Source organism: Mesorhizobium sp. B1-1-7 (assembly GCF_006442705.1).
Classification (GTDB): domain Bacteria; phylum Pseudomonadota; class Alphaproteobacteria; order Rhizobiales; family Rhizobiaceae; genus Mesorhizobium; species Mesorhizobium opportunistum.
Genome location: NZ_VFWQ01000025.1, coordinates 1 through 16,841 on the forward strand (window position 1 = coordinate 1; position 16,841 = coordinate 16,841).

Consider the following 16,841-nt stretch of genomic DNA (forward strand, 5'->3'; position numbering starts at 1 on the left):
TGACTGGAGGTCAGAAAATGAACATCAAGAGCCTTCTTCTCGGCTCCGCTGCGGCCCTGATCGCAGTTTCCGGTGCGCGCGCCGCCGACGCCGTCGTCGTCGCCGAGCCGGAACCCGCTGAATACGTCAAGATTTGCGACGTCTACGGCGCTGGCTACTTCTACATCCCCGGCACCGAGACCTGCCTGCGCATCGGCGGCTACGTCCGCTACGACATCGGCGTGGGCGACATTAACGGCGCCACGAACGTTCGTGACCGCCTGGACAATCTGGATGGCACCTTCAACACGAACGATACCTACGCTAAGCATGCTCGCTTCGCGCTGAAGACCTGGACCGGTCAGGAAACCGAACTCGGCACGTTGAAGACCTACACCGAAACCCGTTTCGACTGGCTCGCCAAGGCTCAAGATTACGCTGGCGGCTTCGTCAGCGCTGGCGGCACTGGCGTTTCTCTGAACTTCGCTTGGGTCCAGCTCGGCGGTTTCCGCGTTGGTAAGGACGAGTCGGCCTGGGTGACGTTCAGCGGCTACGCCGGCAACGTCATCGACGACTCGCTCGTCGGTTATGGCGGCGACTTCGATACCGGCGTGGTCCAGTACTATTTCGATGCCGGCAACGGCTTCTCGGCTGTTGTGTCGCTCGAAGATGGTGCCGGTGGCAATACGGTCGACAGCTATGTTCCGCACATCGTCGGCGGCGTGAAGTACACGCAGGGCTGGGGTGCGATCAGCGCGACCGGTGTTTATGACAGCGTGTGGGAAGAGTGGGGCGGCAAGGTTCGCGTGGACGTGAACGCCTCCGACGCTCTGTCGCTGTGGGCCATGGTCAACTACGGCTCGGAGAGCAACGTCGTCCACAATTCCTTCAAGAACTGGGAAGGCAACTGGGCCATCTTCGGCGGCGGTACCTACAAGTTCAACGAGAAGACCTCGTTCAATGCGCAGGTCTCCTATGATGAAGGCAAGAGCCTGGGCGTGGCAGCGAATATCGCTTACAATATCGTGCCCGGCTTCACGATCGTCGGCGAAGTTGATTACATCAACAAGGCCACCAGTGACTATCGCGCCGTCAGCAGCGACGGTTTCGGCGGTGTCCTCCGCTTCCAGCGCGACTTCTAAGGGCTGGCACCATAAAGGTGAAATCCAGCCCGGGCGCTTCAACGCCCGGGCTGTTTTTGTTTCGTGACTGGGCTTGGGAAACAGAAGGAAACGGGGGGTAGCGGTAGCTGAACAGGGTCTGCGGAACGATTTCGTGGGATTCGCAATTCGCGGATGAAGTCGTTTTGTCGGACAAAAACTCTTGAAAGGACACTCTCAAGTAGGCTAGGTGTCTCCTGGCCACTTCCGGGGGGTGTGGTTAATAATGACAAACGAGGCGATTCAAGAGGGATATCCCTCTGATCATTTTGCGGTCTTTTCTTCTCAAAATTCGAAATTCAATTATACATACAACAAGATCAGAGAAGTAAAATCGCATAGGGTTGGAGAGCTGTTTTCAGCCTATCGGGACATATTGTGGGATGATGGGCGACATAAATACAATGTCAGCTCCTTCATCGGCGAGATAGACGAGATCCTCCTAGGGGAGCGTTTCAGCGCCTTTGACCAGAGTACCCTCGACAACCTTATCGGCACCTTGCGCCAGCGCGGCAACAGCAACGCAACCATCAATCGAAAGATGGCTGCCCTCAGCAAACTGCTGCGCAAGGCTTACAAGATGGGGGATATTCACAGCCTGCCCGAGTTCCGTCGCCAGAAGGAACGGGCGGGACGGATTCGTTTCCTGGAAAGGGACGAAGAGGCGCGGCTATTCGCTGCCATCAAGAGCCGCAGCGAGGATGCCTACAGGCTTTCCGTCTTCCTGGTCGATAGCGGCTGCCGTCTCGGCGAGGCGCTGGGGCTGATCTGGAACGACATCCAGGAGCATCGCGTCTCCTTCTGGATCACCAAATCCGGCCGCAGCCGCACCATCCCGATGACCGAGCGGGTCAAGGAGGTGATCAAGCTGCCTCCGGCCGAAGGCCGTCGGCCGAAAGGCCCGTTCACCAAATTCAGCCAGGCACAGTTCCGCTCCATCTGGAACGAGGCGAAAGCCGAGGTCGGACTTGGCGCCGACGACCAGGTCGTGCCGCACATCCTGCGTCACACCTGCGCCTCGCGACTTGTCCAGGGCGGCATCGACATCAGGCGCGTGCAGATGTGGCTCGGCCATCAGACCCTGTCGATGACCATGCGTTACGCGCATCTGGCCACCAACGATCTCGACGGCTGCGTTACCGTGCTGGAGACGCCTCGGTGCAATGGGGCGGGCGACCGCAATTCGGTCAGCGCTCCACCTGCCCCCCAAATACTTAAGGGGGAAAAGCCACTTAAGCGGGAAAAGGGACTTAAGCGGGAAAAGGCACTTAAGCAGGAAAAGAAGAACGAACCCGGGGACGAGAAATCTCAGCCCAATACGGCTCGAAGAAATACAAAATCCCGGTAGATCAGTCGAACAAGAATAGTAGGCTAGTCGAACAAGAATAGAAGCCTGGGATCGAGATTTGATCCTAGGCTTCTTGCTTCGAGCCTTCCTGCCTTTCCGCACAGGCGAGAAAAGCCACGATGTCGTCGGGCAAGCTGCCTGTTTCGAGGAAAGGGGCGTGACCCTGGCCCTCGGCCGTGATCGTATCCATCATCGGATGGCGCTCTCGCATCCGCCGCAGCGTGTCCACCGACAGCAATCTCGAATTGGCGCCGCGTATGGCGAGCAAGGGGATCGCCGCCAACGCATCGAACTGCGGCCATAGCGCCGGCAATGGCTGAGACAGGTCGAGACCGGCAACCGTGTCGACCAGTTTCGGATCGAAATCCGGCAACAGCCCTTGATCCGTCTCGCGGTAGAGCGCCCCTACCATCCGGGCCCAGTCGGCGTCGGTGAGCAGGGGGAAATCCTTGCCGTGGACGCTGCGCTGCGCATCCGTTACCTCGGCGACGGTCTTCGGCTTCGGCGCGCGTTCGAGATAGGACTGGATATGCGCAAGGCCTGCCGGCTCGATCACGGGCCCGATGTCATTGAGAACAATGGCTTTCAGCGCGGCTGGCCGCAGGGCGCCGAGCACATGAATGATCAGCCCGCCGCGCGAAGTGCCGATGAAGGCGGCCTCCTCGATGCCGAGCGCTGCCAGCCCGGCAAGCACGTCACCGGCCTCGGTGCCGACATTATAGTGGCTGAGATCGGGATCGTAGGCCGACTGCCCGCGTCCGCGATAGTCGAAGGCAACCACCTTGCGTGGATCGGGTCCTGTAGACAGACGCAGCGCCAGCTCGTGAAAATCCCGCGCGTTGCGGGTCAGGCCAGGCAGGCAGACGACCGGCCAGTGTCCGGAATTTGCGTCGCCATAGACGCGCGCATGAAGTCTCAGCCCATCCGGCGCGGCGTAGAAGAAGTCGAAAAAGCCTTCGTGGTTCGACATCGGAAAAAGACTCCTGGCCGGCTTGTTTCCGACTGCTACAGATGAGTGCAGGAGCGGTCAAATAGAAGGTCTTTTCCTTCTCCCCTTGCGGGAGAAGGTGGATCGGCGCGCAGCGCCGAGACGGATGAGGGGTGTTCCAGCGGAGTGGGACGTTTGCGTCACCTGGAGCACCCCTCATCCGTCGCTTTCGGCGACACCTTCTCCCACAAGGGGGAGAAGGACAGGAAAGCCCTCAACTCCGTCCGTTCACCAGATCTCCAACGATGTCGTATTTGCCGGAAATACGCATCTTGTAGACCTCGTAGTTCTCCATCACACGCTGCACGTAACTTCTTGTTTCCGTGTAGGGAATCCGCTCGATCCAGTCCACCACGGCATCGATATCCTTGCCGCGCGGGTCACCATATTTCGCCACCCACTGGCTGGCGCGGGTCGGACCGGCATTGTAGCCGGCGAAGGTCAGCACATAGGAGCCGTTGAAGCGGTCGAGCTGTTCGCCGAGGAAGGCCGAGCCAAGCGTGGCGTTGTAGCCGGCATCGGTGGTCAAGCGTGTCTGCGAAAATTGCAATCCGGCCTTCTTCGCCAATTGCTTGGCAGTTCCCGGCATCAGCTGCAGCAGCCCGCGTGCTCCTGCGCTGGAGACGGCGCCGACGTTGAATTCGCTTTCCTGGCGGGCGATCGCATAAGCCAGCGCCTTGCCCGAACCGGAAATATTGGCCGAATCGGGAATGACGCCGAGCGGATGCGACAGCGCGCCGACATCGATGCCGCGCGCGCCGGCGATCTTGCCGATCTTCAACGCCATGAAATGGTTGTCCTGCTTCTCGGCAAGGACAGCGAGCAGCGCCAGTTCGCCGGGGCTGGTCAACTGTCCGGCAAGATCGCGATAGAGCGTTTCGGCATAGCGATCGTAGCCTGCTTCCTGCAGGCGCTTGATGGCGCTCACCGCTTCACGGCCGGCAAAGTTCTGCCGGTCGGCCGCACTTGGCGACGGATAGACGATGTTCAGCGCCTGCCGGCCGACACGTTCGGCGGCAAGCTGGCCGTAAAATGTCGTGCCATAATCAGCCGCACGCCCAAAATAATCCTTGGCATTGCCGGGGCCGCCGACTTCCGCGGCACGACCGAGCCAGTAATAAGCGCGCGACAGGGTCATCGGCCCCTGGGCAAGGTCGGCGATGCGCGTGAAATGCGTTGCGGCGAGCTTGGGGTCGTTCAGGCCGCGCAACGCATACCAGCCGGCATGGAATTCGGCTTCCGCCGCATTGGCAGCACTTTCGGCGGCATGCATGGCGACGATCCGGTAGGCCGTCTTCATGTCGCCCTGGTCGACCAACTCACGCGACAGCACCCGGCGCTCGACCCACCAGGCGTCCGGATCGACAAGTGCCTCGCGGTCCGTCGGCGCCTTCATGACAATGGCGGCGGCGCCGGCAAGATCCTCCTGCTTGCGCAAATATTCGGCCTGGGCGAAGAAATAACCGGCCGAACGCTGCGCCACCGGCACTGCCTTGAGCAGTTTCGGCGTGTTCTTGTCGCCCCTGTCGGCGGCGGCCCAGGCGTCCGCCAGCTGCTGGGCGCCGGCAAGGCCGGCGACGCGGAGGGCGGAATTCACCCGGTCGGCATAAAACATGCGCTCCATGCGAAAGCGATGGTCGGCGGCGGGGATCAGGCCGCCGAACTCCTTGATCAGCGCCGTCTCGTCCTTGGCTTCCAGGATTGCCGTGCGCCAGAACGGCGACAGCACCGAGCGCGCCGCCTTGGTATCGCCGGATGCCACATAGGCGCGGGCCAGAACCATCACGCCTTCGAATGTCTGCGGCTGGCTGCCATCGAACGCCCGGACGACGATGTCGGGAGCGGGGTTCTCGCGATAGAGAGCGCGCTCGCTGTTCTTGCGCAGGGCAGCCGTGCCCGGCCAGTTGGGCAGCATCTTCGCGGCGGCCGCGATATCGCCGCTCGGAACCTTGTCGCCGCCATAAAGCGCGATTGCCCAGGCCAGGATGTGCTGGTCGAGTGCGTGAGCGGGCAGGGCGTCACGCACGCCGCGAGCGCGGGGAATATCGCCGGCCGCCAGTGCATCCAGCCCGCTTTTCAGCAGGGCGACGCTGGGAGAGGGATCCTGCTGCGCCTTGTCTTGCAGGTTCGGGTCTTGCAGGTTCGGGTTTTGCACGTCCGGCATGGGGATGGCCGAGGTGACCCGCACATCGACGCTGCCGCCGATCGCCACGCCGGGCACCAGCACGGCAATGGCGCCAAGCAGCGCGAAGAAATGGGGCCGATTGGCCGGCATGATCTATGTCTTTCCTTGCTCTGGCATTTACCAGCAGGCGAAGATGCCTCGAAGCCTAAACTTAGGTCGTGAAGGGCTCGTAAACAAAAGCTTATCGAGGCCGTTCGAATTGCGCTTGCTGGCACCACGGCAATGCTTGCCGCGCAACCATGTCGAGACTATGGTGCGCCGCTTCGCTTTCGGCTAGAAGGCGCGCACGACAAACCGATCGACAAAACACCGATGCATGTCGCCCAAAAGTGGTTACCGGGTTTGGGACAACGACATGCACAAACAAAGAAGTCCCAAGGAGTTGGACGATATGCTGAGAGGCTCGCTTACTGCGCTCGTGACACCGTTCGAAAAGAGCGGGCGTTTCGACGAGAAAGCCTTTCGCGCGTTTGTCGAATGGCAGCTCGGCGAGGGTACGGCGGGCCTGGTCCCTGTCGGCACCACGGGCGAGTCGCCGACGCTGTCGCATGACGAGCATCGCCACGTCGTCAAGGTCTGCATCGAGGTGGCCAAGGGCCGCGCTCCGGTCGTCGCCGGCGCCGGTTCCAACAACACCGAAGAGGCTGTTGGGCTCGTGCAATATGCCGAGAAGGCCGGCGCCGATGCCGCTTTGGTCGTCACGCCCTATTACAACAAGCCGACGCAGCGCGGGCTCTACGAGCACTTCGCCGCCGTCGCCAGGGCGACCAAGCTGCCGATCATCATCTACAACATCCCGCCGCGCTCGGTCATCGACATGATGCCGGAGACGATGGGACGGCTGGCGCATGATTTCAAGAACATCGTCGGCGTCAAGGATGCGACCGGCAAGGTCGAGCGTGTTTCCGAGCAGCGCATGACTTGCGGCAAGGATTTCATCCAGCTTTCGGGCGAGGATGCCTCCGCGCTCGGCTTCAACGCGCATGGCGGCATCGGCTGCATCTCGGTGACATCCAATGTCGCGCCGCGGCTCTGTGCCGAGTTCCAGGAAGCGACGCTGTCCGGCGACAGCGCCAAGGCGCTGGAGCTGCAGGACCGTCTGTTGCCGCTGCACAAGGCCATTTTCATCGAGCCCGGCGTTTCCGGCGCCAAATACGCGCTGTCGAAGCTCGGCAAGGTCGAGAACGTGTTGCGTTCGCCGTTGGTTACGGTCGAGCCTTCGACAGCCGAAAAGATCGATGCGGCCATGAAGCACGCCGGCTTGATTAATTAGCGAGCCCGTTTGGAAACTCTACTCCTGCGGCCACCTGAAGGTGTCACCTGCGCTTCCGGTGCTCACGTACTATATGTACGCTCCGCTCCGGTTCCGCGCATGGCCCCGAAAGCGTCTTCCGCTTTCGGAAAGGACCATGCGCAAAGTCGGGCTTCTAGAGCGTCCCTTGCGCGTTTGAAGAACGCGCGGTGCTCTAGGGACACCATCATCCGACTCGCAGGAGCGAGTTTCGAAACGGACTCTAAGCGTCATGAACCAAGTCAGAAAAGCCGATCCCAACAACAAGACCGTTGCGGAAAACCGCAAGGCGCGGTTTTCCTATGAGGTGCTCGACACGATCGAGACCGGCCTTGTGCTGACCGGCACCGAGGTCAAGTCGCTGCGCCAGGGCCAGGCCAACATCCAGGACAGCTACGCTTCGGTCGAGGGCGGCGAGATCTGGCTGATCAACTCCTACCTGCCGGAATATTTGCAGGCCAACCGCTTCAACCACGAGCCTAGGCGGCGCCGCAAACTCCTGCTCAACAAGCGCGAGATGGCAAAGCTGGCGCAGAGTGTCGACCGCGAAGGCATGACCCTGGTGCCGCTGAAGATCTATTTCAACGACCAGGGCCGCGCCAAGCTGCTGCTTGCCGTCGGTCGCGGCAAGAAGCTGCACGACAAGCGCGAGACCGAGAAACAACGCGACTGGTCGCGCGAAAAGGGTCGGCTCTTGAAGGAGCGCGGGTGAGAAACATCGGGCGATAGCCCTGGAAAAGCCAAGCGTTTGGTCTTCAGGTGCTAGCAGTGGAGCCAAGCTGATACCGGAGGAGACAGTCTTGAAGAACCGGATCATCCTCTGGGGATCGGTTAGCCTGGTTCTTGCAACCCTCATTGTCGCCGGCGGCTTCCTCTACTTTCAGACCTATTCTCCCGACCGCGGCAAATATCCGCTCAGGGGCATCGATGTTTCCCATCATCAGGGCCAGATCGACTGGCGGCGCGTTGCCGCCGATGATGTCGCCTTTGCCGTCATCAAGGCAACCGAGGGCGGTGATCATGTCGATGATGCCTTCGATCGCAATCTGCGGGAGGCTCGCGCTGCCGGCCTTGCCGTCGGCGCCTATCACTTCTTCACCTTCTGCCGGCCCGGCGCCGATCAGGCGAAGAATTTCATCTCGGTCGTGCCACGCGATCAGCCCTTGCTGCCGCCGGTCGTCGACGTCGAGTTCGGCGGCAATTGTCCGCAGCGCCCGTCGCCCGAACAGTTGAATGCCGAACTCCAGGCCTTCCTCGGACCTGTCGAGGCCGCGTTCGGCAAGCCGGCGATCGTCTATCTGACGGATGAGGCCGAGGCAGCCTATGCCGGGCAGATCGCGGCTCGTCCGCTTTGGCTTCGCTCGCTGCTCGTGGAGCCGGATCGCCACGACTGGGTCTATTGGCAGTTTCACAACAGGGGCCGCATCGACGGGATCGCGGGCGATGTCGACCTCAACGTTCTCCAGGGCGGGCAGGAGAGATTGGCGGCGCTGCTTGCATCCGCGCATTGAGGTGTTGAACGATCGGGGCGCCCGAATCTGTTTCTTCATAAGCCCGTCCATGTCATTGAACTCAATGACGATTGGGGTGGCGTCGCCGTCAGGCTTGCTGGGCAGAACGCCCCGCGGTCGCTGAAAACCCCATCCCCGCGGCCATGATCGCGATCGCCGCGAACTGGACGGTCGTCGGGGTTTCGCCAAGCACGGCCATGCTGACCATCACCGTGGCGATCGGCACTCCCGGCATGAACAGCGATGCCGCCTGCGACCCGATCTGGCCGACGATGTAGGTGTAGAGGAACATGGCGGCCGCACCTGCAAGAAGGCCCTGGATGATGACCTGGCCGGCGATTTCCGCGCCTGCCGCGGCATGGAGGCCGCTCGGCGCGAAAAGCGTGAGAAACGGCAACGGCAGGCACGATAGAAAAACGACGGCCGCGGTGGCCGTGACCGGATCGATGCGCCATTGCCGCACAAGAGTTGCATAGGCGGAGAACATCAGGCCCGATCCTATGAACAAGAGATCGCCGAGGAGAACCTCATGGCTGCCGGCGCGCGCCGGCGCGATGAACAGCAACAGCCCGGCGATGATGGTGGCGACGCCGATGGTCCGCCGCTGCGAAGCGCGTTCCAGGAAAAGCGACAGCAGGAACGAGAAGAACACGATCGAGGCAGGGCAGAGTGCCGCGCCATGGACGGCAGGCGCATAAATCAGGCCCCAATTGATGATCAGCGGATAAGGCAAGCCGGCCAGCACCGCCAAGATCAGCGCCCGCCGCCAACCCAATGCCTTCAACTGTTGGAAGCCGTTTCGCCAGATGATCGGCAGGAAGACGGCACCCGCACCCGCAAAGCGCAGGGTCGCCATGTCGGTCACCGTCAGATGTTCCCTTAGGCTGAAGCGGGCGGCGACGAATTGCACGGCATAGATGCCGATCATGGTCAGCCCGGCGATGATTGCCAGCCTCGCTTTTCCCGTGTTTTCCGCCACGTCCTGCCATCCATAAAACATCACCGCCGGACAGTTTGACTGTTGCGGCATAAGCGCAGGATATTGCGGGGAAACCGGCGATTGAATATGTTAATTTCCTGGTAGTTGAGTGAAATTCGCGCAAATGGGCCAGTTGGAACGTGAATCTTGAATCAGGCGAACTCGACGCTATCGATCGCAGTCTGCTGCGGCTGCTGCAGGAAGACGGACGCCGCACCACGCTCGATCTGGCGGCGCGCGTCGGCTTGTCGCCGACCGGCACCAGCCAGCGGGTGAAACGCCTGTTCCGCGATGGTTTCATCACCGCCGTCAGGGCCGTGCTCAATCCGGCAAAGATTGGCCGCGGCACGCTTGTCTTCATCGAGGTGCGGCTCGATCACACGGCTCCGCATATCTTCGACCGCTTCGCCGAAGCCGTGGCCAAGGCGCCCGAGGTTCTGGAATGCCATATGGTCGTCGGCGGCTTCGACTATCTGGTGAAGGCGCGCATTGCCGAGATGGCCGACTACCAGGACTTTCTCAAGCGCGTGATCCTGCCGCTTCCCGGAGTGAAGGAGACACATACCTATGCCTCGATCGGCGACGTGAAACCGGATGCACTGCTGCCGGTGTGAGTCGGTCCGAAGACCTGCGGCCCCACCGTGAGCTCAATTCTCCAGGAACGTCGCGATCTCGCTGAACACCCTGACGAACATCGCTTCCGTCAACACACCCGTATTGGTGTTGTAGCGCGAGCAGTGATAGCTGGAAAACAGCGTGATGCCGCCGGCCGGCAATTGTCCGCCATGCTTGAAAGGGTAGGCGGCGACACGCCCGCCCAGCGCGCGGACCGTCGACTGATGGGCGATCGATCCCAGTGCGAGCACGGCGCGCAAATTGGGGAAGCGAGCGATCGTCGGCACCAGGAACGTCCGGCAAGTGGCGATCTCGGCGCCCACGGGTTTGTTCTCCGGCGGCACGCAGCGCACCGCATTGGTGATCGCCGTGCCGACGAGTTCCAGACCGTCATCGGGCCGGGCCTTGAACTCGCCACGTGCAAAACCGTGCGCGATCAGCGTCGAGTAGAGCAGGTCGCCGGCATAATCGCCGGTGAAGGGACGCCCGGTGCGATTGGCGCCGCGCAGGCCGGGCGCCAGCCCGACGATCAGCAACCGAACCGCGGCGTCACCTTCCGGTGGCAAGAAAGTCGGTACGGGCGCGTTGAACCAGGACGGCTCGCGCTGCCGCCACTCGGCGATGAAGTCATGCAGCCGCGGACAGAGCGGGCAGTCGCGGTCCGGCTCGGAAGCGGAAAGGGCCGTCAAGGCGACCGGCCTCAGTAGTCGTCCTCGTCGACTTCGGCCGGCTCGGGCCGGCGCACGGGCCTCTCCGAGGGATCGCGGCCGACCTCGTTCTTCAGCGTCACCAGGTCGATGAAATGGTCGGCCTGGCGGCGCAGGTCGTCCGATATCATCGGCGGCTGCGAGGCCATGGTCGAGACGATCGACACCTTGCGGCCACGCCGCTGCAGCGCCTCGACCAGCGTGCGGAAGTCGCCGTCGCCGGAAAAGATGACATAGTGGTCGACGACATCGGCGAGCTCCAGCGCGTCGACCGTGAGCTCGATGTCCATATTGCCCTTGATCTTGCGGCGGCCGGTCGAGTCCGTGAATTCCTTGGCGGGTTTGGTGACCACCTTGAAGCCGTTATAGTCGAGCCAGTCGATCAAGGGGCGGATCGACGAGTATTCCTGATCCTCCACCAGCGCCGTGTAATAATAGGCGCGCAGGAGATAGCCGCGCTTCTGGAAGCTCGACAAGAGCTTGCGATAGTCGATGTCGAAGCCGAGCGCCCGCGACGTGGCGTAGAGATTGGCACCGTCGATGAACAGGGCGATTTTTTCACGAGGGTCGAACATGGAAAATATTCCTTTTCGAAAATGCGGGCCGTCTAAACGAAATGCGGTAGCGACTATCGGTCACGCTCATAATAAACCGGCTGACCTTGTCCATCCGAGATAACGCCAGTTTGGTGGCAATCCAAGGCGTGATGGGGCACTGCAAGCAATTGTGATCGCCGAACGAAGGGGGCGGCCCGACTTTGCCAAATCCCGCGACTTTGCCAAATCCAATGTCTGGACAGGGGATTGAGCGCCCAATAGCGCCGCGATTGCCAAGAAGCTTGTATTTCGGCGGCGTTCGGGTTATGGACCGCGCCTGTTTTCCGTCAAATCCAGGCATGAAAGGGGCAATCCATGGCCCGCGTAACCGTTGAAGATTGCATCGACAAGGTCGACAACCGCTTCGAGCTGGTGCTGCTTGCCGGCCACCGCGCTCGCCAGATCAGCCAGGGCGCGCAGATCACCGTGCCGCGCGACAACGACAAGAACCCGGTCATCGCCTTGCGCGAGATCGCCGACGAGACGCTGTCGCCCGACGATCTCAAGGAAGATCTGATCCACTCGCTGCAGAAGCATGTCGAGGTCGATGAGCCCGAGGCCGATGGCGAAGTGATCGCCGACCAGACCGGTGGTGCCGTTGCGGCCGCCGACACCGACGACGCCGAGGAGAATGTCACGTTCGACCGGATGACCGAGGAAGACCTGCTGGCCGGCATCGAGGGTTTGGTGCCGCCGGAAAAGAGCGACGACTACTAAGAGCGAGCTTCTGTTCCGGGGGTTGCTGGAATAATCTTCGGCACTTCCGTCCTGGCAGTTTCGTGGTTATCTATGACATGCGCCGTACAGCAGTGCGGCGCATGATTCATTTCATCGCCGAGAGATTCCGCCCATGATGCGTCAGTATGAGCTTGTCGAGCGCGTCCAGCGCTACAAGCCTGACGTCAACGAGGCATTGCTCAACAAGGCTTACGTCTATGCCATGCAGAAGCATGGCCACCAGAAGCGCGCGTCCGGCGATCCCTATTTTTCGCATCCGCTCGAAGTTGCGGCGATCCTCACCGAAATGCACATGGACGAGGCGACCATCGCGGTCGCCCTGCTGCATGACACCATCGAGGACACCACGGCGACGCGGGCCGAGATCGACGATCTGTTCGGTCCGGAAATGGGCAAGCTGGTCGAGGGCCTGACCAAGCTTAAGAAGCTGGACCTCGTCTCCAAGAAGGCCGAGCAGGCGGAAAACCTGCGCAAGCTGCTGCTGGCCATCTCGGAGGATGTCCGCGTGCTTTTGGTCAAGCTCGCCGACCGCCTGCACAACATGCGCACCCTCGACCATATGCCGGAGGCCAAGCGCCTGCGCATCGCCGAGGAGACCATGGACATCTATGCGCCGCTGGCCGGGCGCATGGGCATGCAAGGCATGCGCGAGGAGTTGGAGGAGATCGCCTTCCGCTTCATCAATCCGGAAGCCTACCGCGCCGTCACCGCGCGGCTTGCCGAGATATTCGAGCGCAACAAGGGCGTGCTGACCGACATTGAAAAGGCGCTGTCTACGCTGTTCGAGAAGCATGCGATCAATGCCGGCGTCAAAAGCCGCCAGAAAAAGCCGTGGTCGGTGTTCCGCAAGATGGAGGCCAAGGCCCTGTCCTTCGAGCAGCTGTCCGACATTTTCGGCTTCCGCGTCGTCGTCGATACGGTCGAGGATTGCTATCGCGCGCTCGGCGCCATCCACACCACATGGTCGATGGTTCCCGGCCGCTTCAAGGATTACATCTCGACGCCGAAGCAGAACGACTACCGCTCGATCCACACGACCATCGTCGGCCCTTCGCGCCAGCGTGTCGAACTGCAGATCCGCACCCGCGAGATGAACAAGATCGCCGAATATGGCGTCGCGGCCCATTCCATCTACAAGGATACCGGCGGCAAGGTGAACGGTGCCGCCCCCGCGATCTCGAAGGAAACCAACGCCTATGCCTGGCTGCGGCGCACCATCGAGCAACTCGCCGAAGGCGACAATCCCGAGGATTTCCTCGAAAACACCAAGCTGGAGCTGTTCCAGGACCAGGTGTTCTGTTTCACGCCGAAGGGCATGCTGATTGCGTTGCCGCGCGGCGCCACGCCCATCGATTTCGCCTACGCGGTGCACACCGATGTCGGCGACACTTGCGTCGGTGCCAAGGTCAACGGCCGCATCATGCCGCTGATGACGGAACTGAAGAATGGCGACGAGGTCGAGATCATCCGCTCCAAGGCGCAGGTGCCCCCTGCCGCCTGGGAATCGGTCGTGGTCACCGGCAAGGCGCGTGCCGCCATCCGCCGGGCCACCAAGAACGCCATCCGCAAGCAGTATTCGGGCCTTGGCGCGCGCATTCTGGAGCGGGCCTTCGAACGGGCCGGCAAGACTTTCACCAAGGATAGCCTGAAGCCGGTGCTGCACAGGCTGGCGCGCAAGGACATCGAGGATGTCCTTGCCTCGGTCGGTCGCGGCGAACTGGCCTCGACCGACGTCATGAAGGCGGTGTTCCCCGACTACAAGGACGAGCGTGTCACGCCGGCAGCGCCCAAACAGCGCGAGGAGGGTTGGTCGAAGATCCGCAACGCCGCCGGCATGCTGTTCCAGATACCGGGCCGCGCCGCGCGCAAGGACAAGGACCAGCCGCGCGACGGCGCAGTTCCGATCCGCGGCGTGCGCGGCGATCTTCCGGTGCGTTTCGCGCCGGAAGGCGCCGTGCCTGGCGACCGCATCGTCGGCATCGTCCAGCCGGGCACCGGCATCACCATCTATCCGATCCAGTCGCCGGCGCTGCAGGCCTTCGACGACCAGCCCGAGCGCTGGATCGACGTGCGCTGGGACATTGACGAACGCACCAAGGAGCGGTTTCCCGCGCGTGTCTCGGTCACCGCTATCAACGCGCCGGGATCGCTCGCCGACATCGCCCAGGTCGTTGCTTCCAACGACGCCAACATCCATACGCTGTCCATGGTGCGCACGGCGCCCGACTTCACCGAAATGCTGATCGATCTCGAGGTCTGGGATCTGAAGCATCTCAACCGGCTGCTGTCGCAGCTCAAGGACAATTCGAGCGTCAGCGATGCACGGCGTGTGAATGGGTGATAGTGAGTAGTGAAGGAGGTGCATTACCCTCTACCCTCTACCCTCTACTGATTACTCACTACTCACTACTCACTGGAGCGAACAATGAACACCGATGAAGTGCTGGGCATTTTCCGCGAGGCGGGTGCTGTTCTGGAGGGGCATTTCATCTTGACGTCCGGCTTGCGCAGCCCGATTTTCCTGCAGAAGGCGCGCGTGTTCATGCACGCCGACAAGACCGAACGGCTGTGCAAGGCGCTTGCGACAAAGATTCGCGCGGCGGTGCCGGGCACGATCGACTATGTCGTCGGCCCGGCGATCGGTGGCCTGATCCCGGCTTACGAGACCTCGCGCCATCTCGGCGTGCCGGCGATCTGGGTCGAGCGGGAAGGGGGCGAGTTCCGCTTGCGTCGCTTCGAGATCGCGCGCGGCGCGCGTGTCGTCATTGTCGAGGACATCGTCACCACCGGCCTGTCGATCCGCGAAACCATCGACTGCCTGCGCGAGCTTGGCGCCGAAGTGGTCGCCGCCGCCTGCATCATCGACCGTTCGGCCGGCAAGACCCATGTCGGCGTGCCGCTGATCGCGCTGGCCGAGTATGAGGTCCCGGCTTATCCCGCGGACCGGCTGCCGCCGGAGCTTGCCGCCATACCGGCAATCAAGCCCGGCAGCCGCAACATCTGACCGTGCATGTCGCCCAAAAGTGTGCGGCGGTTTTGAGAGGATGACATGGATGAAAACAGATCGTCGATGATCGTCGGGATCGATCATTTCGTGTTGACGGTGGCGTCACTCGACGCGACCTGCGCCTTTTATCAGCGCGTGCTGGGTTTTGAGCGCATCGATACGCCGGGCCAGCCGACAGCGCTGGCTTTTGGCAACCAGAAGATCAATGTCCACGAGATCGGTCGCACTTTCGCACCGAAGGCTAGGTTGCCGACGGCCGGATCCGGCGATTTCTGCCTGGTTACCGATCGCCCGCTCGGCGAAGTCATCGCCAGTCTCGAGGCAAACAATGTGGTGGTGGAGCTGGGGTCGGTCGAACGCACCGGCGCCCGCGGCCCGATGACGTCGGTCTATTTCCGCGACCCCGACGGCAACCTTGTCGAGGTCAGCGAATACCTGCGGTAGGATCGCAAGCATTGGGCTGCGACAAAAAGCCGACGCCCCTTCTCAAATTCGCCGTGATTGTCCGGTGTTGGAGGAGGCGAACCTTACCAGGATTATTGGCTGTATGGCCGCAGTTCGGATGGCATTCGGTTGTTGTCGGGTGCGCGCATGGCTATATCAAAGTCGCGATTGCCTTTAGGCGGCCGCAAAGCGCAAGATATGGCGGTAGAAGCCGGGCTGGAAGCAGCCGGTATGTAAGCTGTACGTTACCGGGAATAGGAAAGAGTGCTTTTTCGTCGCCGCAAGCCGGATGGTCTTCTCGAGCGGGTGCGTACCTATCTGTGGCCGCGCCGCTCGTTTTCACGCTCGCTCCAGTATTTCTCCAAGCGTATCCTGCGGCTGAAGGCCACGCCGCACGCTGTGGCGGCCGGGGTCGCCGCCGGCGTCTTTGCATCGTTTTTCCCGGTGGGCTTCCATTTCGCCATTGCCGCTATCGTGTGCTGGCTGATCGCCGGCAATCTGGTGGCAGCCGCCCTCGGCGCGGTTTTCTTCGGCAATCCGTTGACCTTCCCACTGTTGTGGGGTGCGTCCTGGGAAACCGGCAAGCTGATCCTGCATGAGCGCCTGCCCAAGCACGGACCGCCCGCGCAACTGGGCGACATGATGCATACGCTTTCGTTTGCGAAGCTGTGGCACCCCGTGCTGGAACCCATGCTGATCGGCGCCGTGCCGCTCGGGCTGGTGTTTGGCCTCTTGTTCTACGGCATCACGCGCTGGGGCATGAACGCTTTCCGCGAACAGCGTCGCAAGCGCCTTGCCGAGCGTGCACGCCGTCACGGCCAATCGTCGCATCCCACGGGAAGCATCGGCTCCGCCGCACGATGATCATTGGCATCGGCAGTGACCTGATCGATATCAGGCGCATCGAGAAGTCGCTGGAGCGCCACGGCCAGCGCTTCATCCGGAGAATCTACACCGAGGTCGAACAGGCGCGTTCGGAAAACCGGCGCGCCCGCGCGGCCTCCTACGCCAAGCGTTTCGCCGCCAAGGAGGCTTGCGCCAAGGCCTTGGGAACGGGTCTGGCGCAAGGCGTCTTCTGGCGCGACATGGGTGTCGTCAACCTGCCCAGCGGGGCGCCGACGATGGCGCTGACTGGCGGCGCACTGGCGCGCCTGGAAAAGATCCTGCCCCGGGGACATCGCGCGGCGATCCACCTCACCATCACGGATGATTTCCCGCTCGCTCAAGCCTTTGTGATCATCGAGGCGTTGCCCGTCGAAGAAGCGCCACATTGATTGCCTCTGACGACGGGCA

Annotated in this window: 17 protein-coding genes; 12 read left to right on the forward strand and 5 right to left on the reverse strand. The window is 61.9% G+C overall.

Annotated features, from left to right (window positions below; all coding sequences use genetic code 11):
• Positions 1–17 precede the first annotated feature (17 nt).
• Both FJ978_RS29825 and FJ978_RS29830 read left to right on the forward strand, forming a co-directional pair.
• Positions 18–1,121 (forward strand): porin, encoded by a 1,104-nt coding sequence (locus FJ978_RS29825; RefSeq protein ID WP_140576303.1) that lies wholly within the window; start codon positions 18–20, stop codon positions 1,119–1,121.
• A gap of 241 nt (positions 1,122–1,362) precedes the next feature.
• Complete coding sequence (locus tag FJ978_RS29830; protein ID WP_246678230.1) at positions 1,363–2,487, forward strand: site-specific integrase; 1,125 nt, start codon at positions 1,363–1,365, stop codon at positions 2,485–2,487.
• A 64-nt stretch (positions 2,488–2,551) separates the two neighbouring features.
• On the opposite strand, the gene FJ978_RS29835 is transcribed toward FJ978_RS29830, so the two are convergent.
• Both FJ978_RS29835 and FJ978_RS29840 read right to left on the reverse strand, forming a co-directional pair.
• Positions 2,552–3,457: an alpha/beta hydrolase gene (locus FJ978_RS29835; protein WP_140576307.1), complete on the reverse strand. Its 906-nt coding sequence runs from the start codon at positions 3,455–3,457 to the stop codon at positions 2,552–2,554.
• Positions 3,458–3,689: 232 nt separating this feature from the next.
• The gene (locus tag FJ978_RS29840) at positions 3,690–5,750 is read right to left on the reverse strand and encodes a lytic transglycosylase domain-containing protein (RefSeq protein ID WP_140576309.1); all 2,061 of its coding nucleotides are present in this window, start codon (positions 5,748–5,750) and stop codon (positions 3,690–3,692) included.
• Between the two features lie 301 nt (positions 5,751–6,051).
• Here FJ978_RS29840 and dapA point away from each other — a divergent pair, with 301 nt between their 5' ends.
• From dapA to FJ978_RS29855, 3 genes are all read left to right on the forward strand, one after another.
• Positions 6,052–6,933, forward strand: a complete 882-nt coding sequence (gene dapA / locus FJ978_RS29845) for a 4-hydroxy-tetrahydrodipicolinate synthase (RefSeq protein WP_140576311.1) — start codon at positions 6,052–6,054, stop codon at positions 6,931–6,933.
• Positions 6,934–7,183: 250 nt separating this feature from the next.
• Positions 7,184–7,663, forward strand: coding sequence for an SsrA-binding protein SmpB (gene smpB / locus FJ978_RS29850; RefSeq protein WP_013896388.1), 480 nt, complete (start codon positions 7,184–7,186; stop codon positions 7,661–7,663).
• Positions 7,664–7,751: 88 nt separating this feature from the next.
• The gene (locus FJ978_RS29855) at positions 7,752–8,462 is read left to right on the forward strand and encodes a GH25 family lysozyme (RefSeq protein ID WP_140576313.1); all 711 of its coding nucleotides are present in this window, start codon (positions 7,752–7,754) and stop codon (positions 8,460–8,462) included.
• A gap of 88 nt (positions 8,463–8,550) precedes the next feature.
• Here the strand turns inward: FJ978_RS29855 and FJ978_RS29860 are convergent, their stop codons facing one another.
• On the reverse strand, positions 8,551–9,441 hold the full coding sequence (locus FJ978_RS29860; protein WP_246678229.1) for a DMT family transporter: 891 nt from the start codon (positions 9,439–9,441) through the stop codon (positions 8,551–8,553).
• Between the two features lie 140 nt (positions 9,442–9,581).
• Between FJ978_RS29860 and FJ978_RS29865 the strand changes: the two genes are divergently transcribed.
• Entirely contained in the window at positions 9,582–10,055 is a 474-nt protein-coding gene (locus FJ978_RS29865) for an Lrp/AsnC ligand binding domain-containing protein (RefSeq protein WP_140576316.1), read from the forward strand.
• Between the two features lie 33 nt (positions 10,056–10,088).
• Here FJ978_RS29865 and FJ978_RS29870 read toward each other — a convergent pair whose 3' ends face one another.
• Together FJ978_RS29870 and FJ978_RS29875 are read right to left on the reverse strand one after the other, a co-directional pair.
• A complete protein-coding gene (locus tag FJ978_RS29870; protein ID WP_140576318.1) occupies positions 10,089–10,745 on the reverse strand; it encodes a uracil-DNA glycosylase in 657 nt (218 codons plus the stop codon).
• A gap of 11 nt (positions 10,746–10,756) precedes the next feature.
• On the reverse strand, positions 10,757–11,338 hold the full coding sequence (locus FJ978_RS29875) for an NYN domain-containing protein (protein ID WP_013896383.1): 582 nt from the start codon (positions 11,336–11,338) through the stop codon (positions 10,757–10,759).
• A 336-nt stretch (positions 11,339–11,674) separates the two neighbouring features.
• On the opposite strand from FJ978_RS29875, the gene rpoZ reads away from it, so the two are divergent.
• The 6 genes from rpoZ (at position 11,675) to acpS (ending at position 16,822) form a co-directional block, all read left to right on the forward strand.
• Complete coding sequence (rpoZ, locus tag FJ978_RS29880) at positions 11,675–12,076, forward strand: DNA-directed RNA polymerase subunit omega (protein ID WP_013896382.1); 402 nt, start codon at positions 11,675–11,677, stop codon at positions 12,074–12,076.
• A 133-nt stretch (positions 12,077–12,209) separates the two neighbouring features.
• Positions 12,210–14,438, forward strand: a complete 2,229-nt coding sequence (locus tag FJ978_RS29885; RefSeq protein ID WP_013896381.1) for a bifunctional (p)ppGpp synthetase/guanosine-3',5'-bis(diphosphate) 3'-pyrophosphohydrolase — start codon at positions 12,210–12,212, stop codon at positions 14,436–14,438.
• A gap of 84 nt (positions 14,439–14,522) precedes the next feature.
• On the forward strand, positions 14,523–15,101 hold the full coding sequence (gene pyrE / locus FJ978_RS29890) for an orotate phosphoribosyltransferase (protein WP_140576320.1): 579 nt from the start codon (positions 14,523–14,525) through the stop codon (positions 15,099–15,101).
• Positions 15,102–15,146: 45 nt separating this feature from the next.
• On the forward strand, positions 15,147–15,548 hold the full coding sequence (locus FJ978_RS29895) for a VOC family protein (protein WP_140576321.1): 402 nt from the start codon (positions 15,147–15,149) through the stop codon (positions 15,546–15,548).
• A gap of 264 nt (positions 15,549–15,812) precedes the next feature.
• The gene (locus tag FJ978_RS29900; protein WP_023768482.1) at positions 15,813–16,412 is read left to right on the forward strand and encodes a DUF2062 domain-containing protein; all 600 of its coding nucleotides are present in this window, start codon (positions 15,813–15,815) and stop codon (positions 16,410–16,412) included.
• Entirely contained in the window at positions 16,409–16,822 is a 414-nt protein-coding gene (acpS, locus tag FJ978_RS29905) for a holo-ACP synthase (RefSeq protein ID WP_140576323.1), read from the forward strand. The genes FJ978_RS29900 and acpS overlap by 4 nt, the downstream gene beginning before the upstream one ends.
• Positions 16,823–16,841: the final 19 nt, after the last annotated feature.